29 protein-coding genes and 1 tRNA gene are annotated in these 26,973 nt (G+C 73.2%); 15 read left to right on the forward strand and 15 right to left on the reverse strand.

What is annotated here, in order from left to right:
* Positions 1–93 precede the first annotated feature (93 nt).
* Both ACIOJE_RS08395 and ACIOJE_RS08400 read left to right on the forward strand, forming a co-directional pair.
* Positions 94–441, forward strand: a complete 348-nt coding sequence (locus tag ACIOJE_RS08395; protein ID WP_280676742.1) for an MmcQ/YjbR family DNA-binding protein — start codon at positions 94–96, stop codon at positions 439–441.
* A 160-nt stretch (positions 442–601) separates the two neighbouring features.
* Positions 602–1,816 carry an alpha/beta hydrolase gene (locus ACIOJE_RS08400; RefSeq protein WP_280676744.1) on the forward strand — a complete coding sequence of 405 codons (1,215 nt, stop codon included), beginning with the start codon at positions 602–604 and terminating at the stop codon, positions 1,814–1,816.
* Between the two features lie 25 nt (positions 1,817–1,841).
* Here the strand turns inward: ACIOJE_RS08400 and ACIOJE_RS08405 are convergent, their stop codons facing one another.
* Complete coding sequence (locus ACIOJE_RS08405; RefSeq protein ID WP_280676746.1) at positions 1,842–2,825, reverse strand: YafY family protein; 984 nt, start codon at positions 2,823–2,825, stop codon at positions 1,842–1,844.
* A gap of 101 nt (positions 2,826–2,926) precedes the next feature.
* Here ACIOJE_RS08405 and ACIOJE_RS08410 point away from each other — a divergent pair, with 101 nt between their 5' ends.
* Positions 2,927–3,505, forward strand: coding sequence for a TIGR03086 family metal-binding protein (locus ACIOJE_RS08410; protein ID WP_280676748.1), 579 nt, complete (start codon positions 2,927–2,929; stop codon positions 3,503–3,505).
* An 84-nt stretch (positions 3,506–3,589) separates the two neighbouring features.
* Here the strand turns inward: ACIOJE_RS08410 and ACIOJE_RS08415 are convergent, their stop codons facing one another.
* Both ACIOJE_RS08415 and ACIOJE_RS08420 read right to left on the reverse strand, forming a co-directional pair.
* The gene (locus ACIOJE_RS08415; protein WP_400774361.1) at positions 3,590–4,603 is read right to left on the reverse strand and encodes an aldo/keto reductase; all 1,014 of its coding nucleotides are present in this window, start codon (positions 4,601–4,603) and stop codon (positions 3,590–3,592) included.
* Between the two features lie 41 nt (positions 4,604–4,644).
* Positions 4,645–5,121 carry a MerR family transcriptional regulator gene (locus ACIOJE_RS08420; RefSeq protein WP_280676752.1) on the reverse strand — a complete coding sequence of 159 codons (477 nt, stop codon included), beginning with the start codon at positions 5,119–5,121 and terminating at the stop codon, positions 4,645–4,647.
* A 122-nt stretch (positions 5,122–5,243) separates the two neighbouring features.
* Here ACIOJE_RS08420 and ACIOJE_RS08425 point away from each other — a divergent pair, with 122 nt between their 5' ends.
* On the forward strand, positions 5,244–6,074 hold the full coding sequence (locus ACIOJE_RS08425; RefSeq protein ID WP_400774364.1) for a serine hydrolase domain-containing protein: 831 nt from the start codon (positions 5,244–5,246) through the stop codon (positions 6,072–6,074).
* A gap of 7 nt (positions 6,075–6,081) precedes the next feature.
* On the opposite strand, the gene ACIOJE_RS08430 is transcribed toward ACIOJE_RS08425, so the two are convergent.
* The gene (locus ACIOJE_RS08430) at positions 6,082–6,858 is read right to left on the reverse strand and encodes a pirin family protein (protein WP_280676756.1); all 777 of its coding nucleotides are present in this window, start codon (positions 6,856–6,858) and stop codon (positions 6,082–6,084) included.
* Positions 6,859–7,066: 208 nt separating this feature from the next.
* Between ACIOJE_RS08430 and ACIOJE_RS08435 the strand changes: the two genes are divergently transcribed.
* The 5 genes from ACIOJE_RS08435 (at position 7,067) to fabF (ending at position 12,105) form a co-directional block, all read left to right on the forward strand.
* On the forward strand, positions 7,067–8,263 hold the full coding sequence (locus tag ACIOJE_RS08435) for a helix-turn-helix domain-containing protein (RefSeq protein ID WP_280677216.1): 1,197 nt from the start codon (positions 7,067–7,069) through the stop codon (positions 8,261–8,263).
* A 90-nt stretch (positions 8,264–8,353) separates the two neighbouring features.
* On the forward strand, positions 8,354–9,304 hold the full coding sequence (locus tag ACIOJE_RS08440; RefSeq protein ID WP_280676758.1) for an ACP S-malonyltransferase: 951 nt from the start codon (positions 8,354–8,356) through the stop codon (positions 9,302–9,304).
* A complete protein-coding gene (locus ACIOJE_RS08445) occupies positions 9,301–10,332 on the forward strand; it encodes a beta-ketoacyl-ACP synthase III (protein ID WP_400774369.1) in 1,032 nt (343 codons plus the stop codon). The genes ACIOJE_RS08440 and ACIOJE_RS08445 overlap by 4 nt, the downstream gene beginning before the upstream one ends.
* An 81-nt stretch (positions 10,333–10,413) precedes the next feature.
* Complete coding sequence (locus ACIOJE_RS08450; protein ID WP_280676763.1) at positions 10,414–10,665, forward strand: acyl carrier protein; 252 nt, start codon at positions 10,414–10,416, stop codon at positions 10,663–10,665.
* A 174-nt stretch (positions 10,666–10,839) separates the two neighbouring features.
* Positions 10,840–12,105 (forward strand): beta-ketoacyl-ACP synthase II, encoded by a 1,266-nt coding sequence (gene fabF, locus ACIOJE_RS08455; protein WP_280676765.1) that lies wholly within the window; start codon positions 10,840–10,842, stop codon positions 12,103–12,105.
* Positions 12,106–12,189: 84 nt separating this feature from the next.
* Here fabF and ACIOJE_RS08460 read toward each other — a convergent pair whose 3' ends face one another.
* Both ACIOJE_RS08460 and ACIOJE_RS08465 read right to left on the reverse strand, forming a co-directional pair.
* Entirely contained in the window at positions 12,190–12,684 is a 495-nt protein-coding gene (locus ACIOJE_RS08460; RefSeq protein ID WP_400774372.1) for a DUF3145 domain-containing protein, read from the reverse strand.
* Positions 12,685–13,032: 348 nt separating this feature from the next.
* Entirely contained in the window at positions 13,033–14,058 is a 1,026-nt protein-coding gene (locus ACIOJE_RS08465) for an NADP-dependent oxidoreductase (protein ID WP_400774375.1), read from the reverse strand.
* 103 nt (positions 14,059–14,161) lie between these two features.
* Between ACIOJE_RS08465 and ACIOJE_RS08470 the strand changes: the two genes are divergently transcribed.
* Positions 14,162–14,626: a MarR family winged helix-turn-helix transcriptional regulator gene (locus tag ACIOJE_RS08470; RefSeq protein WP_280676885.1), complete on the forward strand. Its 465-nt coding sequence runs from the start codon at positions 14,162–14,164 to the stop codon at positions 14,624–14,626.
* Positions 14,627–14,746: 120 nt separating this feature from the next.
* The gene (locus ACIOJE_RS08475; RefSeq protein WP_400774378.1) at positions 14,747–16,321 is read left to right on the forward strand and encodes an LCP family protein; all 1,575 of its coding nucleotides are present in this window, start codon (positions 14,747–14,749) and stop codon (positions 16,319–16,321) included.
* Between the two features lie 72 nt (positions 16,322–16,393).
* Here ACIOJE_RS08475 and ACIOJE_RS08480 read toward each other — a convergent pair whose 3' ends face one another.
* The 8 genes from ACIOJE_RS08480 to ACIOJE_RS08515 all read right to left on the reverse strand — a co-directional run bounded on the left by ACIOJE_RS08480 (position 16,394) and on the right by ACIOJE_RS08515 (position 23,275).
* Complete coding sequence (locus tag ACIOJE_RS08480; protein ID WP_400774381.1) at positions 16,394–17,338, reverse strand: 1-aminocyclopropane-1-carboxylate deaminase/D-cysteine desulfhydrase; 945 nt, start codon at positions 17,336–17,338, stop codon at positions 16,394–16,396.
* A gap of 173 nt (positions 17,339–17,511) precedes the next feature.
* Positions 17,512–18,159: a response regulator gene (locus tag ACIOJE_RS08485; RefSeq protein WP_400774384.1), complete on the reverse strand. Its 648-nt coding sequence runs from the start codon at positions 18,157–18,159 to the stop codon at positions 17,512–17,514.
* A gap of 4 nt (positions 18,160–18,163) precedes the next feature.
* Complete coding sequence (locus tag ACIOJE_RS08490; protein ID WP_400774637.1) at positions 18,164–19,447, reverse strand: sensor histidine kinase; 1,284 nt, start codon at positions 19,445–19,447, stop codon at positions 18,164–18,166.
* Positions 19,444–20,217: an ABC transporter permease gene (locus ACIOJE_RS08495; protein ID WP_280676893.1), complete on the reverse strand. Its 774-nt coding sequence runs from the start codon at positions 20,215–20,217 to the stop codon at positions 19,444–19,446. Before ACIOJE_RS08495 ends, ACIOJE_RS08490 begins: the two co-directional genes overlap by 4 nt.
* Before the next feature lie 48 nt (positions 20,218–20,265).
* Positions 20,266–21,168: an ABC transporter ATP-binding protein gene (locus ACIOJE_RS08500; RefSeq protein ID WP_400774388.1), complete on the reverse strand. Its 903-nt coding sequence runs from the start codon at positions 21,166–21,168 to the stop codon at positions 20,266–20,268.
* Between the two features lie 232 nt (positions 21,169–21,400).
* The gene (locus ACIOJE_RS08505) at positions 21,401–22,045 is read right to left on the reverse strand and encodes a GPP34 family phosphoprotein (protein ID WP_280676897.1); all 645 of its coding nucleotides are present in this window, start codon (positions 22,043–22,045) and stop codon (positions 21,401–21,403) included.
* Positions 22,046–22,083: 38 nt separating this feature from the next.
* Positions 22,084–22,311, reverse strand: a complete 228-nt coding sequence (locus ACIOJE_RS08510; protein WP_400661941.1) for a hypothetical protein — start codon at positions 22,309–22,311, stop codon at positions 22,084–22,086.
* 10 nt (positions 22,312–22,321) lie between these two features.
* A complete protein-coding gene (locus tag ACIOJE_RS08515; protein ID WP_280676900.1) occupies positions 22,322–23,275 on the reverse strand; it encodes an SPFH domain-containing protein in 954 nt (317 codons plus the stop codon).
* Between the two features lie 360 nt (positions 23,276–23,635).
* Between ACIOJE_RS08515 and ACIOJE_RS08520 the strand changes: the two genes are divergently transcribed.
* Entirely contained in the window at positions 23,636–24,145 is a 510-nt protein-coding gene (locus ACIOJE_RS08520) for an AidA/PixA family protein (protein WP_400774392.1), read from the forward strand.
* Between the two features lie 75 nt (positions 24,146–24,220).
* On the forward strand, positions 24,221–24,757 hold the full coding sequence (locus ACIOJE_RS08525) for an AidA/PixA family protein (RefSeq protein WP_400774394.1): 537 nt from the start codon (positions 24,221–24,223) through the stop codon (positions 24,755–24,757).
* A 229-nt stretch (positions 24,758–24,986) separates the two neighbouring features.
* On the opposite strand, the gene ACIOJE_RS08530 is transcribed toward ACIOJE_RS08525, so the two are convergent.
* Positions 24,987–25,060: transfer RNA gene (locus ACIOJE_RS08530), tRNA-Ile, on the reverse strand.
* A gap of 189 nt (positions 25,061–25,249) precedes the next feature.
* Here ACIOJE_RS08530 and ACIOJE_RS08535 point away from each other — a divergent pair.
* Together ACIOJE_RS08535 and ACIOJE_RS08540 are read left to right on the forward strand one after the other, a co-directional pair.
* A complete protein-coding gene (locus tag ACIOJE_RS08535; RefSeq protein WP_280676904.1) occupies positions 25,250–26,104 on the forward strand; it encodes a hypothetical protein in 855 nt (284 codons plus the stop codon).
* 118 nt (positions 26,105–26,222) lie between these two features.
* Positions 26,223–26,969: a serine protease gene (locus tag ACIOJE_RS08540; protein ID WP_280676906.1), complete on the forward strand. Its 747-nt coding sequence runs from the start codon at positions 26,223–26,225 to the stop codon at positions 26,967–26,969.
* Positions 26,970–26,973 lie beyond the last annotated feature (4 nt).

Raw genomic sequence — 26,973 nt, forward strand, 5'->3', positions numbered from 1 at the left:
ATCGGCCACATCGGCCAGACCGGCCCGCCCGCCCCCGGTACGCCTCGCGCGCACCGGGGGCGCGTTGTCGGCGCCGTGCTCTAACCTGCCGCCATGGTGACGTTCGAGGAGTTCCGCGCGATGGCGCTCGCCCTGCCGGAGGCCGCGCAGGAACCGACCTGGGACATCGAGACCCTGCGGGTGCGCGGCCGGATCTTCGCGATGGGCGCCCCCGGGGGCCTGGCGGTCACCGTCAAGGCCTCCCCCGCGGACCAGGCCGAACTGCTGGCCGCCGAGCCCGAGGTGTTCTCCAGCGCCCCGTACGTCGGACGACACGGCTGGGTGAGCGTCCGGCTGGACCGCGTCGACCCGGAGGAACTGCGCGACCTGGTCGTGGAGGCCTGGCGCCGGACGGCACCCAAGCGCATGCTGCGCGAGTTCGACGCGCACGACACGCCCTGACGCCGAAACGACACCGCCGGTTCATGTGATCCATCCCACAGTTTGGGCGGGCGCGTCACCTCCCCGGGCACCCTAGGCTTGCGCAGGGAAGCAAGCAGTCTTGTCGCACCCTCCGGGCACCGCCCGAGAAACGGTGACGGGCCCCAAGGGAGTTGGTGCGGTGCGCAACCGTCGACGCTGGAAGCGGGTACTGATCGGGGCGTTCGCGGGTTGTGCCGTGCTCGCCGACGCCGGCGCCGCGGCGGCCCAGGCGGCCGCCTCCACCGAGCAGCTGGCGATCTCCACGCCCCCGGCCGGCAGCGCCGCCTGGGTCCAGGACCACACCTTCGGCCGCACCCTGCCCGACCCGGCCACCACCAGCCCGGCCGCCGCCGCCGAGTTCTTCGCCTCGCTCGCCCCCACCGAGCTGGACCGGCTGATCCAGGACTACCCGCTGGTCGTCGGCAACTTCGACGGCGCCCCGCTGGGCCTGCGCTACCGCGCCAACAAGATCGCGCTGACCGCCGAGCGCGACCACGCCCGGGCCCGCGCCGCCGACCCGAAGCTCGACTCCGACACCCGCCAGCTGGCCGTCTCCCGCGCCAACGACGTCGAGCACCTGCTCTCCCCCGACCGCCAGGTCCTCGCCTTCGACCCGCGCGGCCGCGGCCTGGTCTCCGAGGTGTGGGGCGACCTCGCCGACGCCGAGCGGATCTCCGTCCTGGTGCCCGGCTCGGACGCCGACCTCGGCCACTTCGACCAGACCGTCGAACCGCTGCGCTCCCCCGCCGGCATGGCCCGCGCGCTGTACACCGAAGAGCAGAAGCAGGCGCCGAACACCCGCACCGCGGTGATCGCCTGGACCGGCTACGTCACCCCCTCCGGCCTCGGCCCGGACGCCGTCACCTCCCGGCTCGCCGACGTCGGCGCGCCCCGGCTGCAGCGGCTGCTCGCCGGGCTCAAGGAGACCACCCGGCCGGACGCGCCCCCGGCCCTGCTCTGCCACTCGTACGGCTCCGTGGTCTGCGGCAACGCCGCCCCCGAGATCCCGCGCGCGGCCGCCTCGCCCTCCGACGTCTCCGGGGTCACCGACCTGATGGTGTTCGGCAGCCCCGGCATGGGCGTACAGAGCACCAGCGAGCTGGGCACCGGCGTGCACGTCTGGGCCACCCGCAACCCCAGCGACTGGATCGGCAACGTCCCGTACCTGGAGGTCGGCGGACTCGGCCACGGCGCCGACCCGACCGGCAGCGGCTTCGGCGCCGAGCAGATCTCCTCGGCCCGCGCGGTCGGCCACAACGGCTACTTCACCGAGGGCACCGACAGCCTGCACAACTTCGCGGCGATCTCGCTCGGCCACTACCAGGACGTCGTCCGGCCCGCCCCGAGCTCCTGATGCAGCCCTGGGGCTCCGGCCCGCCTCAGTCCTGGTAGAGGCGCAGGGCGTCCGCCGCCGCCCGGGCCAGCTCGCGGCGGGCCGCGGGCGGGCCCAGCACCTCGACGTCCGCGCCGAAGGCGAGCAGCGAGCGGACGGCCGCCGGCGCCGGGAAGACCATCGCCACCTCGACCCACTCCTCGGCCGGCCCGGCACCCCCCTCCGGCGGCGGCGTGGTGACCCGGCCGCCGTGGATGCGGACGAACATGTCCAGCCGCCCGCGCCGCACCCGCACCCGCACCGGCAGTTCCTTCGGCAGCCGCTCCACCTGCTCGCGCAGCACCGCCCAGGCGTCCCCGAGCCCCACCCCGGGACGGCGGCGCACCGCCTCGTCGGTGGTCTCGGCGGCCAGTACCCGGTCGGCCCGGAACAGCCGGGGCTCACCGTGCAGATCGGCCACCAGGTACCAGACCGAGGCCTTGCTCACCAGCCCGTACGGGTCGACGGTGTACTCCACCGGCGCGGGCGTGCCGCTGTGCCGGTAGCGCAGCCGCAACCGCCGGTCGGCGAACACCGCGTACTGCAGTTCGCCCAGTTCCGGGCCGGCCGCGGCACCGGCCGCCGGGCCGCTCTGCATCCAGCGGGCCGGGTCGACCAGGATGCGCTCGGTGACCCGCTCCGCGGCCGGGCGGTGCGGGGCCGGCAGCGCGGCCATCACCTTGCGCAGCGCCGAGCCGAGCGCGCCGTCCAGCCCGAGGTCGCTGTGCGCGCCCTGGGCGGAGAGCACGAACAGGGCCCGGGCCTCGTCCGCGGTCAGGCCGGTGACGTCGGTGCGGTAGCCGGGCAGCAGGCTGATGCCGCCGTGCCGGCCGCGTTCGGTGAACACGGGCACGCCGGCGGCGGAGAGCGACTCCACGTCGCGGTAGATGGTGCGGACGGACACCTCCAGGCGCTCGGCCAGTTCGGTGGCGGACACCCGGCCGCGGGTCTGGAGCAGGAGCAGGATCGAGAGCAGGCGGTCGGCCTTCATGGCAGCAGAATCCCAGCAATCCTGACGGCGGTTGTCAGGTTTTACTGGGAGATTGCCGTCCGAGACCGAAAGCCCGCCCGACATCAGGGAGCTGACTCCACGTGACCTCCGTCCAGGACGCCCGCCCGCAGTACCTGCTCGCCCTCGGCCAGTTGGAGAAGCTGTTCGCCGAGATCACCCCGGAGGCCCTCGACCGGCCCACCCCGTGCACCGAGTTCACGCTGCGCCAGCTGCTGGGCCACGTGGTCGGCGGCGTCCACCGGTTCGCGTACCTGGGCGAGGGGGGCCGGGCCGAGGACGTCGTCGCGGCCACCGGGGACCTGCCGGACGACGCCTGGCCGGGCGCGCTGGACCGGGCCCGCGCCCGGGCCGCCGCGGCCTGGGCGGACGACGCCGCGCTGGAGCGCCCGACCCACGCGCCCTGGGGCGTGGTGCCCGGCCGGATCGCGGTCGGCGGCTACCTGATGGAGACGGTCGCCCACACCTGGGACATCGCCCGCGCGCTCGGCTCCGACCAACCCTTGGACGACGCGCTGGCACACGCCGCGCTGGCCGTCGCCGAAGCCGTCCTGTCGGCCGAACACCGCGGCGGCCCCGTCCCGTTCGCCGCGGTGCGGCCGGTCGCCCCGGACGCCGACGTGCACACCCGGCTGGCCGCCTGGCTGGGCCGGGAGGTCTGAGCGGCGCCCACCCGGTTCAGGCCCTGTTCCGGCGGTGGTGGGGGGAGCGGCCCGGGCGGCCGCTCCCCCCACCGGACACCGGACCTACTCCCGCCCGACCTGGGTGAGGCGCATGTCCGGGTAGCGGTCCCCGGCCACCTCGCCCGCCACCGGCTCCAGCAGGGCCAGTTCCCCGGCGGTGAGCCGCAGCGTGGCGGCCGCGGTGTTCTCGGCGAGCCGGCTGCGCTTGCGGGTGCCGGGGATCGGCACGACGGTCAGCCCGTGCACCTCCGCCCGCTGGTGGACCCAGGCCAGCGCGACCTGTGCGAGGGTCACCCCGCGGGCCGTCGCGATCTCCCGCAGCGGCGCCAGGAGTTCGGCGTTGGCCGCCGCGTTTGCGCCGGTGAAGCGCGGCTGGGTGCGCCGGACGTCGTCGGCCGCGAGCTGCTCGGCGGCCTGGAACGAGCCGGTCAGAAAACCCCGGCCGAGCGGCGAGTACGGCACGAAGGCGACGCCCAGTTCGGCCGCGGCCGGCACCGCCGTGCGCTCGACGTCCCGGGCGAACACCGACCACTCGGACTGCAGCGCGGCGATCGGGTGGATCGCGTGCGCCTCGCGCAGCTCGGCGCCGGTCACCTCGGACAGGCCCAGCCGGCGCACCTTGCCGGCCTGGACCAGCTCGGCCATGGCACCGACCGATTCGGCCAGCGGCACGGCCGGGTCACGGCGGTGCATGTAGTAGAGGTCGATCTCGTCCACGCCGAGGCGGCGCAGCGAGGCGTCCGCGGCGGCCCGGATGTACGCCGGGTCGTTGCGGATGCCGCGGTAGGACGGGTCCTCCTCCTTGCGTTCGAGGGCGAACTTGGTGGCGAGCACCACCTTGTCGCGGTTGGCCCGGATGAAGGGGCCGATCAGCTCCTCGTTGCGGCCGAAGCCGTAGGCGTCGGCGGTGTCGAACAGGGTGACGCCGGCCTCCAGGGCGGCGTCCAGGGTGGCGAGCGCCTCGGTACGGTCGGTCGGGCCGTAGAACTCGCTCATGCCCATGCAGCCGAGGCCCTGGACGCCCACGGACGGGCCGTCGGCGCCGAGTCGGACGGTGGGGAGGGTGGGGACGGTCATTGGCTCTGCTTCTTCCTCTGCGTACGGCGTGCTGGTGGCGGCTACTCGTAGCGGCAGACCGCCGGTCCCTCGGACGCGGCGATCCGGCCGGAGTACAGGTCGATCTTGTAGTCGAGGACGGCGAGAGTGGCCTGGAGGTCGGCGACACGCTGGCGGACCTCCGCACGCTGGTCGACCAGCAGCTGACGTCGCGCCTCGAAGGTCCGCTCACCCTGGCGGGCCAGCTCCACGTAGCGGAGCATGTCGGCGATCGGCATGCCGGTCAGCCGCAGCCGGCCCAGGAAGGCCAGCCGGTGCAGGTCGGCGTCGCGGTAGCGGCGCTGGCCGCTGGCGGAGCGGTCGACCGGGTCGAGCAGGCCGATCCGTTCGTACCAGCGCAGCGTGTGGGCGGTGAGTCCGCTGGCCGCGGCGACCTCGCTGATCGGGTGCCGCGGTGTCCGGTCCGGATCGCCGACCGGACGGTGGAAGACCTCGGCGCAGCTCTGCAGGTCGAGTTCAACGGGTGCGAGCGTGGCCATGATCGGTTACCCCCTGTGGTGAGCGGTGACAACGACGCTATCGAGTTGGAGTGCACTCCAAGCAAGCCTCTCAGCCGGGTGTTCCCGCCACCTGTTTTCGGGCCTTCGTTAGAGTCGGGCGCATGGAGAGCTTGCGGATGATCGAGAACTGGCCGGTGCCCCACGCCGCGGCGGCGGTGGTCCGGGGGGCGGACGGCGCGGTGCTGGGCACGTACGGGCCGCAGCAGCACCTGTTCCCGCTGGCGTCGGTGACCAAGCTGCTCACCTCGTACGCGGTGCTGGTCGCGGTCGAGGAGGGCGTCTTCGAGCTGGACGACCCGGCCGGGCCGGCCGGCTCGACCGTCCGCCACCTGCTCGCGCACACCTCCGGCCTGGGCTTCGACGAGGACCGGGTGTTCGCGGAGCCCGGCAACCGCCGGCTGTACTCCAACGCGGGCTTCCACGCGCTGGCGCGGACGCTGTCCGACGCCGCCGGGATCGAGTTCTCCCGGTACGCCGCCGAGGCGGTGTTCGAGCCGCTGGGCATGCACGACACGCTGCTCAACACGGCGCACAAGTCCCCGGCCGGCGCCGGCGGCCTGTCCACGGTCGCGGACCTGGTCCGGTTCGCCGCCGAACTGCAGTCCCCGAAGCTGCTGGACCCGTCCACCGTCCGGCAGGCCACCCGCGAGGTCGCCTTCCCGGGCACCAGCGGCGTCCTGCCCGGCTACGGCCACCGCCGCCCGAACGACTGGGGCCTCGGCTTCGAGATCCGCGACGGCAAGTCCCCGCACTGGACGGGCACCGCCAACTCGCCCGCCACCTTCGGCCACTTCGGCCAGTCCGGCACCTTCCTGTGGGTCGACCCGGAGGCCGGCGTGGCCTGCGTCGCGCTCACCGACCGGGACTTCGGCCCGTGGGCCGCCGAGGTCTGGCCGGCCTTCTCGGACGCGGTGCTGGCCGAGGTCCGGTAGGACGCCGTCAGCCGTACGAGACCGGCGAGTGCATCTCCCAGAGCAGGAGTTCGGCGCCGGTCTCGCCGGCCGTCGGGTCGGCGAAGGCGTCGCCGGTGATCCGCACGCTGTCGCCCGGGGCCATCGAACGGCCGCCGCCCTTCGGCCCCGGGATCGTCCGGTAGCCGAGCGAACCGGCCGTCAGATGCGCGTACCGCCAGGCGGCCTCGGGCAGTCGGGGCAGCGGCTGCCACGGCCCCGCGGTCGCCAGCCAGAGCGCGGCGTCACTCCGGCGCAGCCGCAGGGCGTCCGTCCCGGCGTCGCGTTCCAGGCCGGAGGCGAGCAGCGTCAACCCGTCGTCGGCCGGTTCCACCCTGCGCAGCCCGTACACCGGGGGCGCGTCGAACACGTCCGGCTGGAGCCACATCTGGACGAAGCGGACCGGGCCGGCGGCCCCGCCGACGTTGCGTTCGGTGTGGGTGACGCCCGAGCCCGCGCCGAGGTGCTGGATCATCCCGGGGCGGACCACCCCGCCGTGCCCCTGGGAGTCCCGGTGCGCCAGCGCGCCCTCCAGCACCCAGGTGAGGATCTCGGTGTCCCGGTGCTTGTGCTCCTCGAACCCCGCGCCCGGGGCGAGCAGCTCCTCGTTGCACGCGAGCAACGCGCCGAAGTGCGTGTTCTTCGGGTCGTAGTGGCCGGAGAAGGAGAACGCGTGTCGGGTCTCGACGCCCTCGGCCGGGGTGGAGAGGTAGCGCTCGACGGTGCGGCGCAGGTCGGCGCGGGGGCGGGCGGCGGCGTCGGTCACGGACCCCACCGTAGCGGGTGTGACCGGTGCCACCGTGTCGCGTTCGCCGGGGGGTGTGCACGAGCAGTCACTCGCGTGAGGCAGTCTTGTCCTTGTGCCAGCCGCTTCCGCAAACTCCAAGAGCGAACCGAGTCCCACAGCCGAGCCGACCGGGAAGAGCCCGACCCCCAGGGCCGGCCGCGACCGCCCCGGCCGGGCGGCGCCCCGCCTGACCGCGCAGGAGCGCAGAGTCGCGGCCGAGCGGGCCGAGCGCCGGGCGGCGACGCTCAAGCGGCTGGAGAAGTCCTCGGGCAAGCTGGCCAGCGCCGCGATCGCGCGGATGGACGACCAGCTCGGCTGGTACCGGCGGATGCCGCCGGAGCACCGGTCCTGGATCGGCCTGGTCGCCCAGGCCGGCATCGCGGCCTTCACCGAGTGGTACCGCCACCCGGACGCCGCGCAGGCCATCTCCACGGACGTCTTCGGCACCGCCCCGCGCGAGCTGACCAGGGCGATCACGCTGCGCCAGACCGTCGAGCTGATCCGCACCACGATCGAGGTGATGGAGGAGGCCATCGAGGAGGTGGCCGCCCCCGGCGACGAGTCGGACATGCGCGAGTCCGTGCTGGTCTACGCCCGGGAGATCGCCTTCGCCACCGCCCAGGTGTACGCCCAGGCGGCCGAGGCGCGCGGCGCCTGGGACGCCCGGCTGGAGGCGCTGGTGGTCAACTCGCTGCTGTCCGGCGACGCGGACGAGGGCGTGCTGTCCCGGGCCGCGGCGCTCGGCTGGGGCCAGCCGAGCCAGGTCCGGGTGGTGATGGGCAGCGCCCCGGACGGTGACAGCGAGCTGGTGGTCGAGGCGATCCGCCGGGCCGCCCGGTACGCCAAGCTGCACGTGCTGACCGGGGTGCTGGGCAAGCGCCTGGTGGTCGTGGTCGGCGGCGACAAGGAGCCGGTGCACGCGGCCCGGGCGCTGATCGGCCAGTTCGCGCCGGGCCCGGTGGTGGTCGGCCCGACCGTGCCGGACCTGCTCTCGGCGACCCGCTCGGCGCACGCCGCCGCGGCCGGCCTGCGCGCCTGCGCCGCCTGGCCGGACGCCCCCCGCCCGGTGCTGGCCGACGACCTGCTGCCCGAGCGGGCGCTGGCCGGCGACCAGGCCGCCCGCCGCCAGCTGGTGGAGGAGATCTACACACCGCTGGACGAAGCCGGCTCGGCGCTGCTGGAAACGCTGAGCGTCTACCTGGAGCAGGCCTCCTCGCTGGAGGGCGCCGCCCGGATGCTCTTCGTCCACCCCAACACGGTGCGCTACCGGCTACGACGTGTGACCGATGTCACGGGGTACGCCCCGTCCGACGTACGTTCGGCGTTCACGCTGCGGATCGCGCTCGCCCTCGGCCGGCTCACCGCCGCCGGGGAGCCGAGTTGAGCCGAATGTAGGGACCTTACAATCCCGGATGGTTTTCTTCGTTACCGTCGCCTACCCGCCCCTGGGCGCCTGGCGAGAGAGGGTTGAACCGTGCTCGTAATCGTCGCCCCTGGACAGGGTGCCCAGACCCCCGGTTTCCTCAGCCCCTGGCTGGAGCTCGACGGTGTCGCCGACCGCCTGCGCGGCTGGTCGGAGGTCGCCGGGCTCGACCTGGTGCACGCCGGTACCGAGGCCTCCGCAGAGGAGATCAAGGACACCGCCGTCGCCCAGCCGCTGCTGGTCGCGGCCGGCCTGATGACCGCCCGTGAGCTGTTCCCGGACGAGGACGTCGCCCGCAAGCTGGTCGGCGCCGTGGCCGGCCACAGCGTCGGCGAGATCACCGCCGCCGCCGGCGCCGGGGTGCTGAGCGCGCACGACGCGCTGGCCTTCGTCCGCGAGCGCGGCCAGGCGATGGCCGAGGCCGCCGCCGTGACCGAGACCGGCATGATCGCCGTGCTCGGCGGCGACCCGGAGACCGTCGCGGCGAAGCTCGCCGAGCACGGCCTGACGGCGGCCAACAACAACGGCGGCGGCCAGATCGTCGCCGCCGGCACGCTGGCCCAGCTGGACGCGCTGAGGGCCGACCCGCCGGCCGGTGCCAAGCTGATCGCGCTGAAGGTGGCCGGCGCCTTCCACACCGAGCACATGGCCCCGGGGGTCGAGCGGCTGGCCAAGCTGGCGCCGACGCTGACGGTGGCCGACCCGCAGGTGCGCTACGTCTCCAACCGGGACGGCGAGGTCGTGGACACCGGCGCCGAGGTGCTCGACCGCCTGGTGTCGCAGGTCTCCAACCCGGTCCGCTGGGACCTCTGCATGGAGACCCTGGGCCGACTCGGCGCGACCGCCGTCATCGAGCTGTCCCCGGCGGGCACCCTCACCGGACTGGTCAAGCGCAACCTCAAGGGTGTGGCAACGCTTGCCGTCAAGACCCCCGCCGACCTGGACAAGGCCCGCGCGCTCGTCGCGGAACACGGCGGTCAGGACCAGGAGAACCAGGCATGACGAAGCCACAGATCCGGCCCGCGACCGGGGCGCAGTTCTCGCGCATCCTGGGCGTGGGCGGCTACCGCCCGGTCCGGGTGATCCCCAACGCCGAGGTGCTGGAGTGGATCGACTCCTCGGACGAGTGGATCCGCACCCGCAGCGGGATCGCCGAGCGCCGCTGGGCCGGCCCGGAGGAGAGCGTCGCCGAGATGTCGGTGCAGGCCGCCGGCAAGGCCATCGCCCAGGCCGGGATCGCCCCGGACCAGATCGGCGGCGTGATCGTCGCGACCGTCTCGCACCTCAAGCAGACCCCGGCGATCGCCACCGAGATCGCCGAGCGGCTCGGCTGCGGCACCGCCCCGGCCTTCGACATCTCGGCCGCCTGCGCCGGCTTCGGCTACGGCCTGGGCCTGGCCGACGGCATGATCCGCGGCGGCAACGCCGAGTACGTGCTGGTGATCGGCGTCGAGCGGCTCAGCGACCTGACCGACCAGTCGGACCGCTCGACCGCGTTCATCTTCGGCGACGGCGCCGGCGCCGCGGTCGTCGGCCCGTCCGACACCCCCGGCATCGGCAAGCTGATCTGGGGCTCGGACGGCTCGCAGTCCGAGGTCATCACCCAGACCCAGGCCTGGGACACCGCGTTCGCCAAGCCCGGCGCCGTCAACGGCGTGGGCGAGGAGACGAAGTGGCCGGCCCTGCGGATGGACGGCCAGCCGGTCTTCCGCTGGGCGGTCTGGGAGATGGCCAAGGTCGCCCAGCAGGCGCTGGACGCCGCCGGGGTCACCGCCGACCAGCTCGGCGCGTTCATCCCGCACCAGGCCAACATGCGCATCACCGACGCCATGATCAAGGCGCTCAAGCTGCCCGACTCGGTGCCGGTCGCCCGCGACATCGCCGAGACCGGCAACACCTCCGCGGCCTCCATCCCGCTGGCGATGGAGCGCATGTTGGAGAGCGGCGAGGCCCGCAGCGGCGACCTCGCACTGATCATCGGGTTCGGGGCGGGTCTCGTGTACGCCGCAGCAGTCGTTACGCTCCCCTAGGCGCGTTTCGCCCCACTCATTCCGCAAACCTGCGTCCGGCCGCCGGTCGGACGCGTTCAACACCGAAGAGGAGCAGCCAGTATGGCTAAGGACAAGGCCGAGGTCCTGGAAGGTCTCGCCGAGATCGTCAACGAGATCGCCGGCATCCCGGTCGAGGACGTCGCGCTCGACAAGTCCTTCACGGACGACCTGGACGTCGACTCGCTGTCCATGGTCGAGGTCGTCGTGGCCGCCGAGGAGCGCTTCGACGTCAAGATCCCGGACGACGAGGTCAAGAACCTGAAGACCGTCGGCGACGCGGTGGACTACATCCTCACCAACGCCACCGTCTGACCGATCGATCCGTCCAGCACGTCCGGCGTTCCCCACGCCTCGGACGGCTGACTCGTCGACCCGGCTCCCCGAGAGCCGGGCCGACCCGCCGGCCGGGACGCCCCACCGGGCGCCCGGCCGGGCCCTTCCTCGGCTCGCCGCCGACCCCGCACAACGTGAGAGAAGAAGAAACCAGTGACCGCTGAAAACCGTACCGTGGTCGTCACGGGTATCGGCGCCTTCACGCCGCTGGGCGGCGACGCCGCCACCACCTGGGAGAACCTGGTGGCCGGGCGCTCCGGAGTGGCGGCCCTGACCGAGGAGTGGGCCGCCGAGCTGCCCGTCAAGATCGCCGCCCGCACCGCCGTGGAGCCGGGCGAGATCCTCCCCCGCCCGCTGGCCCGCAAGCTGGACCGCTCGGCCCAGTTCGCGCTGATCGCCGCCCGGGAGGCGTGGGCCGACGCCGGCTACGAGACCCCGGCCACCGACGACTCCTCCAAGCTCGCCCCCGAGCGCCTGGGCGCGGTCATCGCCTCCGGCATCGGCGGCGTGACCACCCTGCTCGACCAGTACGACGTGCTGAAGGAGAAGGGCGCCCGCAAGGTCTCCCCGCACACCGTCCCGATGCTGATGCCCAACTCCCCGGCGGCCAACGTCGGCCTGGAGGTCGGCGCCCGCGCGGGTGTGCACACCCCCGTCTCCGCCTGCGCCTCCGGCGCCGAGGCGATCGGCTACGCGATCGAGATGATCCGCACCGGCCGCGCCGACGTCGTGGTGGCCGGCGGCACCGAGGCGGCGATCCACCCGCTGCCGATCGCCGCGTTCGCCAACATGATGGCGATGTCCAAGAGCAACGACGACCCCGAGCGAGCCTCCCGCCCGTACGACAAGGGCCGGGACGGCTTCGTGCTGGGCGAGGGCGCCGGCGTGGTCGTGCTGGAGTCGGTCGAGCACGCCGAGGCGCGCGGCGCCCGGATCTACTGCGAGGCCGTGGGCCAGGGCCTGTCCTCGGACGCCCACCACATCGCCCAGCCCGAGCCGACCGGCGCCGGCGTGGCCCGCGCGCTGGCCGACCTGTTCGAGCGCAACGACCTGGACAAGGCCGAGATCGTGCACGTCAACGCGCACGCCACCTCGACCCCGCAGGGTGACACCGCCGAGCTGAAGGCGCTGCGCAAGGAACTCGGCGACGACCTCGACCACATCGCCATCTCGGCGACCAAGTCGATGACCGGCCACCTGCTGGGCGGCGCCGGCGGCATCGAGACCGTCGCCACCGTGCTGGCCCTGTACAACCGGATCGCCCCGCCGACCATCAACGTCGACGAGCTGGACGACGACGTGGACGCGGACATCGTGCGCGGCGAGGCCCGCAGGCTGCCCGAGGGCCGGATCGCGGCGCTGAACAACTCGTTCGGCTTCGGCGGCCACAACGTGGTGCTGGCCTTCCGCACCCGCTGAGCCACCGCGCCGGACCGGCGCATCGAGAGGGGCCGGCGCTCGCCGTGAGCGCCGGCCCCTCTCGCACGTTCTGGGGAGGTCGGCTCAGACCACCTGGTGCAGCCAGCGCACCGGCGCCCCCTCGCCCGCGTACCGGAACGGCTCCAGCTCGTCGTCCCAGGGCTTGCCCAGCAGCCGGGAGATCTCGGCCTCCAGGTCGGCCCCCTCGCTGCGGGCCCGCAGCAGGACGGCGCGCAGCCGGTCCTCGGGGATCAGGATGTCGCCGTGGATGCCCGTGACGGCGTGGAAGATGCCGAGCGAGGGCGTGCTGCTGTACCGCTCCCCCTCCGCCGTGGCGCAGGGTTCGCTGGTGACCTCGTACCGCATCAGCTGCCAGCCGCGCAGCGCGGAGGCGAGCTTCGAGGCCGCACCGGGCTCCCCCTGCCAGGAGAGCTCGGCGCGCCAGTGTCCGGGCGCGGCCGGCTGGCGGATCCAGTCCAGGCTCACCCGCACACCGAGCACCCCCGCGACGGCCCACTCGACGTGCGGGCACAGCGCGCGGGGCGCGGAGTGGATGTAGAGAACTCCACGTGTCGTCACCGGGACCTCCAGGCTGTGGACGAGGGTCGCCTTCCCCAGCTGCCTCGTGCCTGCAGTTGATCCGCAGTTACCCACGTTAGCCGACATTAAGCTACTAAATTGAGCAAAACGGACAGGCTTTCGCTCAATGCTAGTCGAATCCTCAACCAGGTCTACCCCTCGGCTGGATCTCTCCCCCGAACGGCCCCATCGCCAGGCGGGACCCACCGTACCGCGCCGCCCCGCACCATGGATGACGCACTTTCGGATCCGGCCGGAATGCGGTAGTGCGACCGATCCCCCTGCGCCCGTACGCAAACCGCCCCACGCCCGGTGGGGCGGCGGGGCGGGTCAGCGGCTGACGCAGGATCAGCCGTCCAGGCGGACCACCATCTTGCCGGTGTTGACGCCGCGCAGCAGGTCGAGGAAGGAGTCCGCGGTGCGCTCGAAGCCGTCCACCATGGTCTCCTCGGAACGCAGTTCGCCGGACTTCAGCCAGCCGCTCACCTCGGCGACGAACTGCGGCTGCAGCGCCGCGTGGTCGCCGACCAGCATGCCCTCCAGGCGCAGCCGCTTGCCGATCGCGAGCGCCAGGTTGCGCGGGGCGGCGGGGGCGGTGGTCTCGTTGTACTGGGCGATCGCGCCGCAGAGCACGGCGCGGCCGTGCACGGTGAGCGCGCCGATCGCGGCCTCCAGGTGGTCGCCGCCGACGTTGTCGAAGTAGAGGTCGATGCCGTCCGGGGCGGCCTGCGCCAGCTGCTCGGCGACCGGGCCGTCCTTGTAGTTGAAGGCGGCGTCGTAGCCGTAGGCGTCCACCAGCTTGGCGACCTTCTCCGCCGAGCCGGCCGAACCGACCACCAGGGAGGCGCCCTTGAGCTTGGCGATCTGGCCGACCATGCCGCCGACCGCGCCGGCCGCACCGGAGACGAAGACCTTGTCGCCCTCCTTGAGGCCGCCGACGGCGAGCAGCCCGGCGTAGGCGGTGAGGCCGGTCATGCCGAGCACGCCGAGGTAGGCGGAGAGCGGCGCGGCGGCGGGGTCGACCTTGACCGCGCGGCGGGCGTCCAGGGTGGCGTACTCGCGCCAGCCGAGGCCGTGCAGCACCGCGTCACCCGGGGCGAAGCCCTCGGCCTCGGAGGCGACCACGTAGCCGACGGCACCGCCGTCCATGGCCTCGCCGAGCTTGAACGGCGGGACGTAGGAGCGCACGTCGTTCATCCGGCCCCGCATGTACGGGTCCACCGAGAGGTAGGCGTTGCGGACCAAGATCTCGCCCGGGCCCGGGGTCCGGACCGGGGCCTCGACCAGGGCGAAGTCGGTCGGCACCGGCCAGCCCTGGGGACGGGCGGCGAGGTGCCATTCACGGGCGGTCGCGGGCGCGGCCTGCTCTGCCATGGGGACGCTCCTTAGTGGTTCTGGTACATGAAAGGTTGAGCTACTGAAGTAACGATGGACATGAAAGGTTCATGTTGTCAACTTTTCAGGTAGACTGTGACGCATGGACACCCAGTCGACCCTGGCCGCCACGCCGCAGTCCGACGAGATCACCCTTGAGGTCGTCGACCTGATGGCCAACCTGGTCGCGCTGTTCCACCGCGAGTACGAAGAGGCCGCCGCCGCCCGCTCGCTCACCGGCGCCCAGGCCAAGGTGCTCGCGCTGCTGCGGCGCGGACCGATGCCGATGCGCCAGATCGCCCAGACGCTCAGCTGCGAGCCGTCCAACATCACCGGGATCGTCGACCGGCTCGAAGCCCGCGGCTTCGTGACCCGGGAGGCCGACCGGCAGGACCGCCGGGTGAAGCTGGTCGCCGCCACCGAGACCGGCTCCGCCGCCTCCGCGGAGCTGCGCGAGTCGCTCAACTTCGCCCGCGAGCCGCTGGCCGCCCTCGGCCACGAGGAGCGGACGGTCCTGCGCGACCTGCTCCGCCGCATGCTCACCGGAGCCGCAACCCCCGGGGCGTGAGCAGCATCACAGCCCCGGAGCGAAATCCGCACCGCTGCCGGAGGTAACCGAACCGTCCGTCGAAACGTCTAACGTTCGAACATCGAACACGAGAGACGGAAAGACGGGGGGACACGGAGGATGGGCAGCAGCACGCGCAGACGCCGCTACCTGCGGACCGCCATCGGCCTGGCCGCCGTCCTGGTGCTGTCCGTCGTGGGCGCCGGGGCCTGGTTCTACCACCGGCTGGACAACAACATCACCACCTTCGACGCGGGCGGCGTCGCCACCGAGCGTCCGCCGGCGCCCGTCCCGACCACCCCCGGCGCCTCGGTGCCGGTCAACATCCTGGTGCTCGGCTCGGACACCCGCGACGACGGCAACAACGCGATCGGCGGCGGCGAGGAGGGCGTCGGCCACTCCGACACCGCGATGCTGGTGCACGTCTACGCCGACCACAAGCACGCCGTCGGCGTCTCCATACCCCGGGACACCCTGGTCACCATCCCGTCCTGCAAGCTGCCGAACGGCACCTGGACCTCGCCCCGGACCAGCCAGATGTTCAATTCGGCCTTCACCGTCGGCGACTTCCCCAAGGGCAACCCGGCCTGCACGCAGAACACCGTCGAGACGCTCACCGGCCTGCGGATCGACCACACCGTCGTGGTCGACTTCAAGGGCGCCGCCGCGATGACCGAGGCCATCAACGGCGTGGACGTCTGCGTCCCCAACGACGTCGACTCGCACGGCATACACCTCAAGAAGGGCATGCAGAAGCTCTCCGGACAGCCCGCCGTGGACTACCTGAGAGCCCGGTACGGCTTCGGCGACAACTCCGACATCGGGCGGATGAAGCGCCAGCAGGCCTTCGTCTCCTCGATGATCAAGAAGGTGCAGGGCCAGGGCTTCTCCCTGCCCACCCTGCTCCCGCTGGCCGACGCGGCCACCCGCTCGCTCACCGTGGACGAGGGGCTCGGCACCGCGATGAAGCTGGTCGACTTCACCCGCTCGCTGCAGGACATCAAGCTGTCCGACATCACCTTCGTGACCGCGCCCTGGCGCTTCGCCGGGGAGCGCGTCCAGCTGGTGCAGCCCGACGCCAACACGCTGTGGCGGCTGCTGCGCGAGGACCGCACGCTGGACGGGCAGAGCACCGCCGGCACCGGCACCCCGGCCCCCTCCCCCACCGTGCCCGGCCCCGGCGGCGCGGCCGGCACCGCGGGGCCGCTCGCGCCCGAGCAGGCTGCCGCACCGGTGCTCGTGGTCAACGGCGTCGGTACCTCCGGCCTGTCGAACTCCGGCGCGGAGGTGCTGCGGGCCCGGGGCTTCCAGAACGTCACGCTCGGCAAGCCCATCGGCGGCCGGCTGCAGACCGAGATCAGCTACGACCCGACCCTGAAGGCCGCCGCCGACCAGGTGGCCGCGCTCTTCCCGGGGGCGCGCGCGGTCGAGGAGCCGGGCTCCGAGGCGATCACCGTGACGCTGGGCCGCGACTTCCGGCCGAGCCCCGCCACCAAGCTGGACGCGGTCGAGAGCGGTCCGGGCGTGTCGCCCTCCCCCGCCGCGCCGGGCGACCCGGGCGGCAGCCCGAGCGGTGCCCCCGGCACGGCCCCGAGCGGCACCCCGAGCGGCGTGCCCAGCGGGGTGCCCACCGGCATAGCCGAGAACTCCCGCGGCGCCGACACCGACCCGTGCGCCGACCTGACCTTCGGGTGAGCCCGGCCGGCGCGCCCCGCCGGGCCGCCGCGTCTCCTGGCCGGGCGGCCGCTCCGCTCGGTCTGCCCGGCCCTACTCCGGGTCGGGCAGGCCGGTGACGACGGCGGTGAGGCGGGTGCCGCGGGGGAAGGCGCCGGCCGCGGCCAGGTCGGTCAGCGCGGCGAGCAGCTTGGCCACGTAGCGGCGTTCCAGTGGGATGCCGTGGCGGCGTTCGAACCGCTCGGCGAAGACGGCCAGTTCGGCCGGGACCTTGCCGTAGCCGCCGCCGTGGTGCGCGTGGTCGATCCGCCAGTTGCCGAACTCCCGGCCGTAGGCGGCCCGGTGGAGCCGGGTGACCTCGCCCTCCAGGTAGCCCTCGCCGCCGCGCAGCACGGCCACGCCGAGCGCCCGCGCGCCCGGCGGCAGGCCGGCCGCGATGCCCGCCAGGGTGCCGCCGGTGCCGACCGGGCAGCAGACCACGTCGTGCCCGCCCAGGTCGGACAGTTCGGCCGGGATCGCCGCCGCGCCGGTCACGGCCAGCGCGTTGGAGCCGCCCTCCGGGAGCACCAGGCAGGGGCCCCACCGCCGGTGCGGGCCGACCGCCGTACCGGCGTCGGCGTCGGCGTCGGCGTCGGCGTCGATACCGTCCTCGGCGCGGCCGGTGGCCTCCCGGTACTCGGTGCGGGTCAGGAACTCCAGCCGCATCCCGGCCCGTTCGGCCGCCCGCAGCGACCAGTTGCGCGGCCGGTCGGCCAGTTCCTCGCCGCGGACCAACCCGACGCTCTCCAGGCCGAGCGCCCCGGCCGCCGCCGCGACCGCCCGCAGGTGAGTGGAGTACGCCCCGCCGAAGGTCAGCAGCCGGGTGTGGCCCTGCGCGACGGCGGCCGACAGGTTGGGCCCGAGCTTGCGCCACTTGTTGCCCGGGACGCTCGGGTGCAGCAGGTCGTCGCGCTTGAGCCGCAGTTCCACCCCGGCCCGCGCGAAGGTCTCATCGGTGCAGTCCACCAGCGGGGTCGGCAGCAGGGCGGGTTCGAGCATCCGGCCAGCTTAGACCGACCGGCACATGGTGGGTGGATGAAGGAGCGGCGTCCGGGCCGAGTCTGGGCGGTGCCGACGAGGGAGTAGCAGCGGAGCTGCGGCGACTGAGGAGAAGCCGTCCAGGCGACAGCCTGGGCGTCGCGACGCCGCCCACCATGTGCCGGTCGGTCTTACTACCGGCCGGTCGGGGTGAGCAGGCCCAGGTTGTAGGCGGCGGCGACGGCGGAGGCGCGGTCCTTGACGTCGAGCTTGGCGTAGACGTGGATCAGATGGGTCTTCACGGTGGCCTCGCTGATGAACAGCCGGGCGGCGGCCTCCCGGTTGGTGGCGCCGGAGGCGACCAGTTCCAGCACCTCCAGCTCGCGCGGGCTGAGCGGTTCCCGGGCGGGCGCGCGGACCTGGCCGAGCAGCTTGGCGGCGACGGTCGGCGCGATCACCGAGGCGCCGCGGGCGGCCTCCCGGACGGCGTGGAACAACTCCTCCCGGGCGGCGTCCTTCAGCAGGTAGCCGGTGGCGCCGGCCCGGACGGCGGGTAGCACGTCGGCGTCGGTGTCGTAGGTGGTGAGCACCAGGACCCGCCCGGGCAGGCCGCGTTCGGCCATCTCGCGGATCGCGGTGACGCCGTCCATCCGCGGCATCCGCAGGTCCATCAGCACCACGTCCGGGCGCAGCGCGGCGACCAGGACCAGCGCCTCGGCGCCGTCCCCGGCCTCGCCGACCACCTCGAAGCCGGGGGCGGCGGTGAACATCCCGCGCAGCCCGTCCCGGACCACCGGATGGTCGTCCACCAGCAGCAGTCTGATCGTCGTTCCGTCGCTCACGGCTCTACTCCTCCACGCTGATCGCCGGCAGGGTCGCGGACACCGTCGTGCCGGCGCCCGGTTCGGTCTCCAGGTCGAGCCGCCCGGCCAGGCGCTGTGCCCGGCGGCGCATCACGTCCAGACCGTAGCCGCCACCGGTGGCCCGGGAGGCGGGCTCGGCGGCCGGGTCGAAGCCGACGCCGTCGTCCCGGACGTCCAGGGTGACCAGGCCCGCCATGTACGAGAGGGTGACGCCGACCCGGGAGGCCTGGGCGTACTTGGCGGCGTTGGCCAGCGACTCCTGGGCGATCCGCAGCAGGGTCACCTCGACCTCGGGGTGCAGCGGGCGGGCCTCGCCGGTGACGGTCAGCCCGGCGGCGGCGCCGTTGCGCTCGCGCCACTGCTCGACCAGCTCCGCCAGCGCCTCCGGCAGGGCGGCCCGCTCCAGCTCGATCGGGCGCAGCGCGTGGACGGCCCGGCGGGCCTGGGTCAGGCTCTCCCGGGCGAGGGCCGCCGCGTTCGTCTGGTGGCGGTCGGCGGCCGCGGCGTCCTGGGCGCGGCTCTGCTCGGCGGCCTGGAGCTGGGTGACGATCCCGGCCAGGCCCTGGGCGACGGTGTCGTGGATCTCCCGGGCGAGCCGGCGGCGCTCGTCCGCGGCCCCGGCCTCCCGGGCCTGGACGAGGAGTTGGGCATGCAGGCCGGCGTTCTCGGCGAGCATCTCGGTGAGCAGCCGGTTGGCCTCGGCGAGTTCGGCGTTGGCGGCCTTGCGGCGGGCGCTCAGCCGGTCGGCGACCTCGCGGAGCGCGAACATCAACCCGACCACCATCAGGTTGAAGGCGACGACGGTCAGCAGTCCGCCCAACTTCGCCAGGCTGTCGGGCAGGACCCCACCGACCTGGGAGAGCGAGGTGGGGACGGTGGCCGCGGCCGCGCCCGCCATCCGGCCCCGGCCCCGCAGGTACTGGGCGGCGTGCAGGTAGCCGGCGAAGGCGAAGAAGCCGAAGAGCGGATTGTCCAGCACCAGCACGGTGGTCAGCGCCAGCAGGACGGCGAAGTGGGCGCCGGGGTACCGGGCGCGGCCGTCCGCGCCCGGCCTGCGGTCCAGGACCGAGCGCAGGAGCAGCCACAGCAGCGTGGCGGCCGCCACCGGGAGGGGGGCGGCCGCGGAGTGCGCGGTCGGGACGGGGACCAGCAGGGCCAGGGCGGTGGCGATCAGCAGGGCGACGTAGCAGAGCGGCCCGATCAGCTGGTCCAGCCGGTCCAGCCAGTCGCCGAGCGCGTCCTCGTCGGCCGGTGGCCGCTTGATCATTCCCACCGGAACAGCCTGGCAGCCGCGGCCCCCGCGAGCACCGCGTACGCCGCGAGTGTGAGCAGGCCCACGGCGTGCGGGAAGTGCCCGGCCCAGGCGTCCTGCAGGGTCTGCACGGCGGCCCCGCTGGGAGTGAAGTCGCCGATCCGGTTGAGCAGGGCCGGCATGAACTCGCGCGGCAGCCAGATCCCGGAGAAGAACATCATCGGGAAGAAGGCCAGCGCGCCGACCGCGTTGCCGGCCTTGGCGGACGGGACGACCGCGGCGAGCAGCAGGCCGATCGACAGCAGCGCGGCGGCGGCCAGCAGGAAGGCCAGCAGGAACCCCAGCGGCTGGCGCGGCAGCGCCACCCCGAGCAGCGGCCCGGCCACCACCACCAGCAGCACCGAGACGACGGCGACGGCCAGGTACAGCGGGAGCAGCGCGCCGAACAGCAGCGCCGGGCGGACCGGGCTGGCGGACATCCGGCGCAGCACGCCGCGTTCGCGGTAGGCGGCGAGCAGCGAGGGCAGGCCGTTGAGGCCGAGCAGCAGCAGGGTGAAGACGGCCAGGATCGGCGCGTACAGCTGGATGGTGCTCATGCCGTGCATGCCGGGCGAGGTCTTGCGCAGGGCCGGGACGGAGCCGAGGACGAGGAACAGCACGACGGGGAAGGCGAGGCCGAAGAAGGCGGTCAGCGGCTCGCGGAGGAACAGGCGGGCCTCGGCGACGGCCAGGCGGCGGACGGCGTGGGCGGTGTGGTGGGCCGCGTGCTGGGCGGTGTGGTTCACGGTGGTGGTCCCCTCGGGCGTGGTGACGGCGGGCGTGGTGACGGCGGGTCAGGAGTCGTGGCGGGTCAGGGCGAGGTAGGCGTCGTCCAGGCTGTGCTCGCGGATCCGCAGCCCGGTGACGACGATCCCCTCGCGGGCGAGCAGGCCGGTGACCTCGTCGGCGAAGTCCCCGACCCCGGAGACCTCGACCCGGCCGTCCCGCTCCTCCACCCCGGTGACCCCCGGCAGGGCCGCCAGCCGGGCGGTGTCCAGCGGCGCGGTGGGGCGGAAGCCGAGCGTGCCGCCGGTGCCGGAGCGGGCGATCAGCTCCGCGGGGGTACCGGTGGCGACGATCCGGCCGCCGTCGAGCACGGCGGCCCGGTCGCAGAGCGCCTCGACCTCGTCCATGAAGTGCGAGACCAGCACCACCGTCACGCCGTCGTCGCGGATCCGCCGGATCAGCTCCCAGGTGTCGCGGCGGCCCTGCGGGTCGAGCGCGGTGGTCAGCTCGTCCAGGAAGGCCACCTTGGGGTTGCCGATCAGGGCGAGGGCGATGAACAGCCGCTGGCGCTGGCCGCCGGAGAGCTTGTCGAAGGGCGTCCGGCGCTGGTCGGCGAGCCCCCACTCGTCCAGCAGCTCCCGCCAGTCCCGGGGGTTCGGGTAGAGCGCGGCGTACAGCTCCAGCGCCTCGCCGACCCGCAGCGCGCCCTGCAGCTGGGCCTGCTGGAGCTGGATGCCGATCCGGGGCCGCAGCCGGTGGGCGTCCTTCACCGGGTCCAGGCCGAGGACGCGGACGGTCCCCGTGTCGGCCCGGCGCAGGCCCTCGCAGCACTCCACGGCGGTGGTCTTGCCCGCACCGTTCGGCCCCAGCAGGCCGAACACCTCGCCGCGCTCCACGCCGAAGGAGACGCCCTCCAGCACCTGGCGCCGCCCGTAGGCCTTGCTCAGCCCCGACACCTCGATCACGGCCATCGCGCCGCTCCCTCCCGTTCGTCCCCGCTGGTTCCCGGCCGCGTTTCCCGGCCTGCAACGAGCTTCCCGCGCGGGGCCACCGCCGCGGATCGACCGGACGGTCAGAGCCGCTGGTGGACGCGGTGGAGGGGGGATCAACCGATCGGTGGATGGGGGCGGCGGCCTGGCACGTGGAAAGCCCGGCCGCCGTGTCGGCGACCGGGCTCGGGTACGGGCTCGGGGTGCGGGTGGGTCAGGCGGCCGTGCCGTCGGCGCGGCTGGTGTTGATGGCCCGGCGCAGGGCGCGCGGGACGGGGCCGGCGGCGGGCGCCAACTTGTCGATCCGGGCGCGGAACTCGCGGCTCTGGCGCCAGGTCAGAGCGGATCCCAGCCGGGCGGCGTCGACCAGCGCGACCAGTGCGGCGTCCGCCGGGTCGACCCGGCTGAGCGGCGACTTCAGCGCCGAACCGACCGACGCTGCCAGCGACTTGCGCAGCCGGGGCTCCCGCAGGATGACCCGGGCGCAGGGGAACAGCCCGAGTACGCGGCGCTGCTCGATCCGGATCCGGCCGGCCGCGGCCAGCCCGTCCCGGACCACCCGGGAGGCACGGGACACCGGGCCCTGGCGGCGGCCGACCCAGCTCTGCCAGCTGCGCCGCCGCCCCTGCCGGATCAGCTCCAGCATCGCGGTGGAGAGCGGGTCGAGGCCGTCGGCCTGCGCGCCGTCGACGGCGACCGGGTGTCGGCCGTCGTCGCGGATCAGCCCGCGCCGCAGGAGTTCGGCGAGCGCGGCGGCCCGCAGCACCAGGTCGAGCCTGTCGGTGGCGGTGAGCCGCTCGCGCTCGGGGTTGTAGGCGAGCAGGTACAGCTTCTCCGGCAGGGCGGTGGGCAGGTCCATGGTGGACTCCAAGCAGATGGACGGTGGGGTGGGCCCGGTCATCCGGCGTCTGAATCGCCGGTCTCCGGGCTCTCCTTGGGCGGTCGGCCGCGCCGGGGAAGCCGGGCCGCGCCGCCGGGCATCCGGCCCGCGTCGCTGAGGGCGCGGCGGAGCAGGAACTCGATCTGCGCGTTGGCGCTGCGCAGTTCGTCCGCGGCCCACCGGGCCAGCGCGTCGTGGACCGCCGGGTCCAGCCGCAGCAGGATCTTCTTCCGCTCCGTCGCCAACGCCCGCGCCTTACTGGTAGAGGGAGCCCGTGTTCACGACGGGCTGGGTGCCGCGGTCGCCGCAGAGCACCACCAGGAGGTTGCTCACCATGGCCGCCTTGCGCTCCTCGTCCAGTTCGACGACGTCGCGCTCGGCGAGCCGGTCCAGCGCCTCCTCGACCATACCGACGGCGCCCTCGACGATCAGTCGGCGAGCCGCGACCACCGCGCCGGCCTGCTGGCGCTGGAGCATCACCTGGGCGACCTCGGGCGCGTAGGCGAGCCTGGTGATCCTGGACTCGACGACCCGCACGCCGGCCGAGACGACCCGGGCGGAGATCTCGGCGGAGAGCATCCGGCTGATCTCCTCCGCACCGTCGCGCAGCGACAACTGGCCCTCGCGGTGGGCGTCGTACGGGTAGCTGCTGGCGATGTGCCGGACGGCGGTCTCGGTCTGGATGGCGACGAAGTCGGTGTAGTCGTCCACCTCGAACACGGCCTTGGCGGTGTCCTCGACCTGCCAGACCACCACGGCGGCCATCTCGATCGGGTTGCCGTCCGCGTCGTTGACCTTGTTGGTCTCGGTCTCGTGGTTGCGGATCCGGGTGGAGATCCGGCGGCGGCTGGTGAACGGGTTCAGCCAGGCCAGGCCCTCGGCGCGGATGGTGCCGCGGTAGCGGCCGAGCAACTGGACCACCCGGGCCTCGCCGGGCGAGACCACGGTCAGCCCGCACATCAACAGCAGCGAGCCCAGCACGAGCACGGGCCCGGCGACCAGCAGGGAGATCCCCAACCCTTGGGACCCACCGGCCAGTTGGAGGCCGCCGACGATGTTCGCCGCGATCCCCGCGAGCAGGCCGAGCAGCGCCCCTCCGAGCACCGGCAGCCCCGCGGCACCGGCGATGGCCCGCTCGGTGATCTTGGGGACCGGAAGGTCGAGGACGGGTCCGTCTTCGACGTCGACGGCAGAACGCGGTGTGGCCATGAGACCAGCTCCTCCAGCGAGTGTGTCCGCTCTAGCTGTCAAAGTGATATCACTTTTTTCGCCCGGCCCGCCAGGGGTCGCACACAAGGAGCCCGCCCTGCGGCGGCCGCCACCCTGCGGCCTGACCACCTCGACCGTCTGCACAACCCTCCCGAACGCCTCCCACGGCACGTCGGGGACAAGGCGCACGACAAGACTCATCACATCGCACCCAGACAACGTGGCCACCATAAGAAACAAGGTCGACACCACGACCCCACGAGCCCGGTCGGTAGCGTCAATTTTCGACGGCTCGAACAACGATCCGTCAGCAGGCCGACAACAGCCTACTACGTACACTCACAACCAGGAATGGTGCAGATGTCAGGCCCGGAAATCATCAACGTCCTCATCGCGTTCAACGCGGATGACATCCTCACGGATTACCCGCCGCAGGGCACCACGCCGGAAAACCCGAAGACGGTCTCGGCCGACGACAAGTACATCTACATGATGGTCAAGCAGGCCAACATCATCGGCAGCTCCGGAGCCAATCTGAACCTCCAGGCCGAGGTCGGTGACGTGATTCGCTGGCGTGAGACGAGTTTCTCGTTCGACGCCAACTACAGCGTCCTGCTCTGCAAGTACGTGGGCACCGACGACAACCTGATCAGCCCTCCCCACCACCTGACGCCCGACTCCAACCTGCCGTACCTGACGGGCCAGGCGGGCGATCCGGCCTTCAAGTCCCAGACGGTGACAGGCCACTACTGGACCGCCGACGTCCTCAAGAAGGGCCGCGAGAACTACCACTTCTCGTTCGAGATCATCAACCGGGAGGGCCAGGCCCTGGGCTACTACTCCTGGGATCCGGCGCTCACCATCAAGTAGCGGTCCACCCCCTGCTGCCTGGCCGGCACCCGTCGGCCAGGCAGCAGCACGAACCCGACCAGTCTGGAGCACAAGGTGTCGACCACGAGCGAAGCCTCCACCCGGCCGAAAATCATCGACGTCCTCGCCGCGTTCGATGTCGCTGCCATTGTCGAGAAGTATCCGAATCCATCCCATGACAGAGACGACCCGGCCGAGGTCGATTCGGACCACGTCCACCCGGTCAACCTCAGCGGGGACGCCTTCAGCGAGTTCGGTGAACTCTCCCTGGACGCCGCACCGGGCGACTTCGTGCGGTGGCGCGCAACCGCACTGCCATTCGACGAAGATTACAGCGTTCTGATCTACCGCTGCGTCGACGAATCCGGGGCGACATCAGAATTCGACCGCCTCCTCGGCCTCGCACTCCTGCCCCGTCTGAAGGACGGCTCGCACCAGGAAGCGGAATTCGACACGGAAATCGTGAAGGACCAGGTCTCGGCCATGCGGCTCGCGAAGACCGGCAACCCCTTCGTCCGGCTCTCCTTCGAAATCGTCAAGGGCGACGATGTGATCGGCTACTTCCGCTGGAACCTGGGGCTCGTCATTCCGATCGGCTCCGCACGGGCTTGATGCCCCAGCCCTCTCGGCACACGGACCAGTGACCGCCCCTGGTCCGCTGAGCCGGGCCCAGCCACACCGCTCGATCCGACCGAACGTCAGCGTGACGTTGCCGCGGCGTTCCCCATGCGGGTGAACCTCGGCGTGTAATCGCCGCCGAGGGGCTGTCGCCCGCATACAGTTCTCGCAGGCGCCCCGCACATCTCCGCAGGCCAGCAGCCTGCACGGTGGTGACCGGGAGTGGGGCGGGTGGGACTCGAACCCACGACCAAGGGATTATGAGTCCCCTGCTCTAACCGGCTGAGCTACCGCCCCGGTTCGCCGCGCGCGCCGGTCGTCGGCCACGGCAGCAGCAGACGGCCCCGAAAGGCCGTCCCGGGCAGCATAGCCGGTCGATCACCCGTGATGCGCGCCGGGGGCGCGCACGGGTGCGCACAGGTGTGCGCCTCTCCGCTTTACGCAGTCCGGGTGGCGCCCGAGCACCCGGGCGGGCAGCCTGGACGGATGACGATGCGTGGGACGGGAGCGGTGGCCGGGGCCCTCGCGGTACTGCTGGCCGTGGCGGGCTGCACCACCTCGGCCAGGCCCGGCGGGGGCGCACCGACGGTCACCTCGGCTCCGGCCACGCCCTCGGGGCCCGGCAACAGCCACGGCTGGAACCGGCAGCGGCTGAAGGGGGCCGTCGCCAAGCACACCGGGATCACCCGCACCGCCCGACCCACCGTGCTCAACGGTCTGGTCGGCGCCGTCTTCACCCGCAACGCGGACGGCGACCACTTCTGCACCGCCAGCGTCGTCGACAGCGCCGGGCTCAACCTGATCGTCACCGCCGCGCACTGCGTCTGGGACCCCCGACTCGGCCAGCGCAGCGACCTCGTCTTCATCCCCGGCTACCGCAACGGCGACACCCCCAGCGGCGTCTGGCCGCTGCTGGCCGTCACCGTCGACGACGGCTGGAAGGACCACGCCGACCCGGACGTGGACGTCGCCTTCGCGATCGTCCAGGCCCAGAACGGACAGCAGGTGCAACAGGTGCTCGGCGCCAACAAGCTGGGCGTCGGCCGGGGCTACCAGGTGCCCGTGCGGGTCACCGGCTACCCCGGCAGCAGCGACGTCCCGATCACCTGCTCCAACACCACCACCGAGCAGAGCTCCACCCAGCTGCGGATCGACTGCCCCGACTACACCGGCGGCACCAGCGGCAGCCCGTGGGTGACCGACTTCGACCCGAGCACCCGCACCGGCACCGTGGTCGGCGTGATCGGTGGCTACCAGGAGGGCGGCAACAGCCCGGACACCTCGTACAGCAGCTACTTCGGCGACCGCGTGCAGGCGCTCTACGACCGGGCCACCGGGTGACGGGGACAGGCGAGTCCTGACGACAGTGGCGCCGCCGGGCGCGGCCTGGTAGATCTTCCTCACGAACGGCGGAACGCACGAGCCCGGTGCCCGCCCCGAGGAACGAGACGGAGCCACGATGGCCCCCCGCCCGGTACGGCCCGCGCGCGCGGCACGGACGGTCGCGCTGACGGCCCTGCTGCTCACCGCCGGCACCGCGTGCGGCGGCCAGGACCAGGCGCCCACCGCCGAGGTCGCACAGCAGAGCGCCGCCCGCGACCGGATCGGCACCCTCTCGGTCCGGACGGCCCAGGGCCCCCGGGCCTGCACCGCGAGCGTCGTCCACAGCCCCGGACGCAACCTGCTGGTCACCGCCGCGCACTGCGTACAGAGCAGCCGGATCGGCCTGCTGGACGGCCTGGTGTTCACCCCCGGCTACCGCAACGGCTTCTCCCCGTACGGCAGTTGGCCGGTGCGGCAGATCACCGTCGACCCGCGCTGGGCGTCCGACGACGACCCCGAGTACGACGTGGCCTTCGTCACCGTCGGCCCGGTCGACGGCAAGCAGGTCGAGGACAGCGTCGGCGGCAACCCGGTCGCCACCGGCCAGGGCTTCGGGCTGGCCGTCTCGGTGACCGGCTACCCGAACGAGCGCGACGAGCCGATCACCTGCGCGGCCAGGACCCGCTCGCAGAGCCCGACCCAGGAGCGCTTCGACTGCGGCGGCTACACCGACGGCACCAGCGGCAGCCCGTGGGTGACCGACAACGGCGCGGTCGTCGGCGTGATCGGCGGCTACCAGGAGGGCGGGGAGACCCCCGGCACGTCCTACAGCGTCACCTTCGACCAGCGGGTCGCCACGCTCTACCAGCAGGCGACCACCTGAGCCG

It is taken from the genome of Kitasatospora sp. NPDC087861 (assembly GCF_044742585.1).
GTDB lineage: Bacteria > Actinomycetota > Actinomycetes > Streptomycetales > Streptomycetaceae > Kitasatospora.

Excerpts from the sequence above, each read along its gene's own strand:
- ACIOJE_RS08465 (WP_400774375.1), bottom strand. The coding sequence starts at position 14,058 with ATGGCAGAGCAGGCCGCGCCCGCGACCGCCCGTGAATGGCACCTCGCC.
- ACIOJE_RS08535 (WP_280676904.1), top strand. The coding sequence starts at position 25,250 with ATGACGATGCGTGGGACGGGAGCGGTGGCCGGGGCCCTCGCGGTACTG.
- ACIOJE_RS08475 (WP_400774378.1), top strand. The coding sequence starts at position 14,747 with ATGGGCAGCAGCACGCGCAGACGCCGCTACCTGCGGACCGCCATCGGC.
- ACIOJE_RS08515 (WP_280676900.1), bottom strand. The coding sequence starts at position 23,275 with ATGGCCACACCGCGTTCTGCCGTCGACGTCGAAGACGGACCCGTCCTC.
- ACIOJE_RS08425 (WP_400774364.1), top strand. The coding sequence starts at position 5,244 with ATGGAGAGCTTGCGGATGATCGAGAACTGGCCGGTGCCCCACGCCGCG.
- ACIOJE_RS08470 (WP_280676885.1), top strand. The coding sequence starts at position 14,162 with ATGGACACCCAGTCGACCCTGGCCGCCACGCCGCAGTCCGACGAGATC.
- ACIOJE_RS08500 (WP_400774388.1), bottom strand. The coding sequence starts at position 21,168 with ATGGCCGTGATCGAGGTGTCGGGGCTGAGCAAGGCCTACGGGCGGCGC.
- ACIOJE_RS08445 (WP_400774369.1), top strand. The coding sequence starts at position 9,301 with ATGACGAAGCCACAGATCCGGCCCGCGACCGGGGCGCAGTTCTCGCGC.
- ACIOJE_RS08405 (WP_280676746.1), bottom strand. The coding sequence starts at position 2,825 with ATGAAGGCCGACCGCCTGCTCTCGATCCTGCTCCTGCTCCAGACCCGC.
- ACIOJE_RS08520 (WP_400774392.1), top strand. The coding sequence starts at position 23,636 with ATGTCAGGCCCGGAAATCATCAACGTCCTCATCGCGTTCAACGCGGAT.
- ACIOJE_RS08420 (WP_280676752.1), bottom strand. The coding sequence starts at position 5,121 with ATGGCCACGCTCGCACCCGTTGAACTCGACCTGCAGAGCTGCGCCGAG.
- ACIOJE_RS08540 (WP_280676906.1), top strand. The coding sequence starts at position 26,223 with ATGGCCCCCCGCCCGGTACGGCCCGCGCGCGCGGCACGGACGGTCGCG.
- ACIOJE_RS08415 (WP_400774361.1), bottom strand. The coding sequence starts at position 4,603 with ATGACCGTCCCCACCCTCCCCACCGTCCGACTCGGCGCCGACGGCCCG.
- ACIOJE_RS08450 (WP_280676763.1), top strand. The coding sequence starts at position 10,414 with ATGGCTAAGGACAAGGCCGAGGTCCTGGAAGGTCTCGCCGAGATCGTC.
- ACIOJE_RS08490 (WP_400774637.1), bottom strand. The coding sequence starts at position 19,447 with ATGATCAAGCGGCCACCGGCCGACGAGGACGCGCTCGGCGACTGGCTG.
- ACIOJE_RS08505 (WP_280676897.1), bottom strand. The coding sequence starts at position 22,045 with ATGGACCTGCCCACCGCCCTGCCGGAGAAGCTGTACCTGCTCGCCTAC.
- ACIOJE_RS08395 (WP_280676742.1), top strand. The coding sequence starts at position 94 with ATGGTGACGTTCGAGGAGTTCCGCGCGATGGCGCTCGCCCTGCCGGAG.
- ACIOJE_RS08480 (WP_400774381.1), bottom strand. The coding sequence starts at position 17,338 with ATGCTCGAACCCGCCCTGCTGCCGACCCCGCTGGTGGACTGCACCGAT.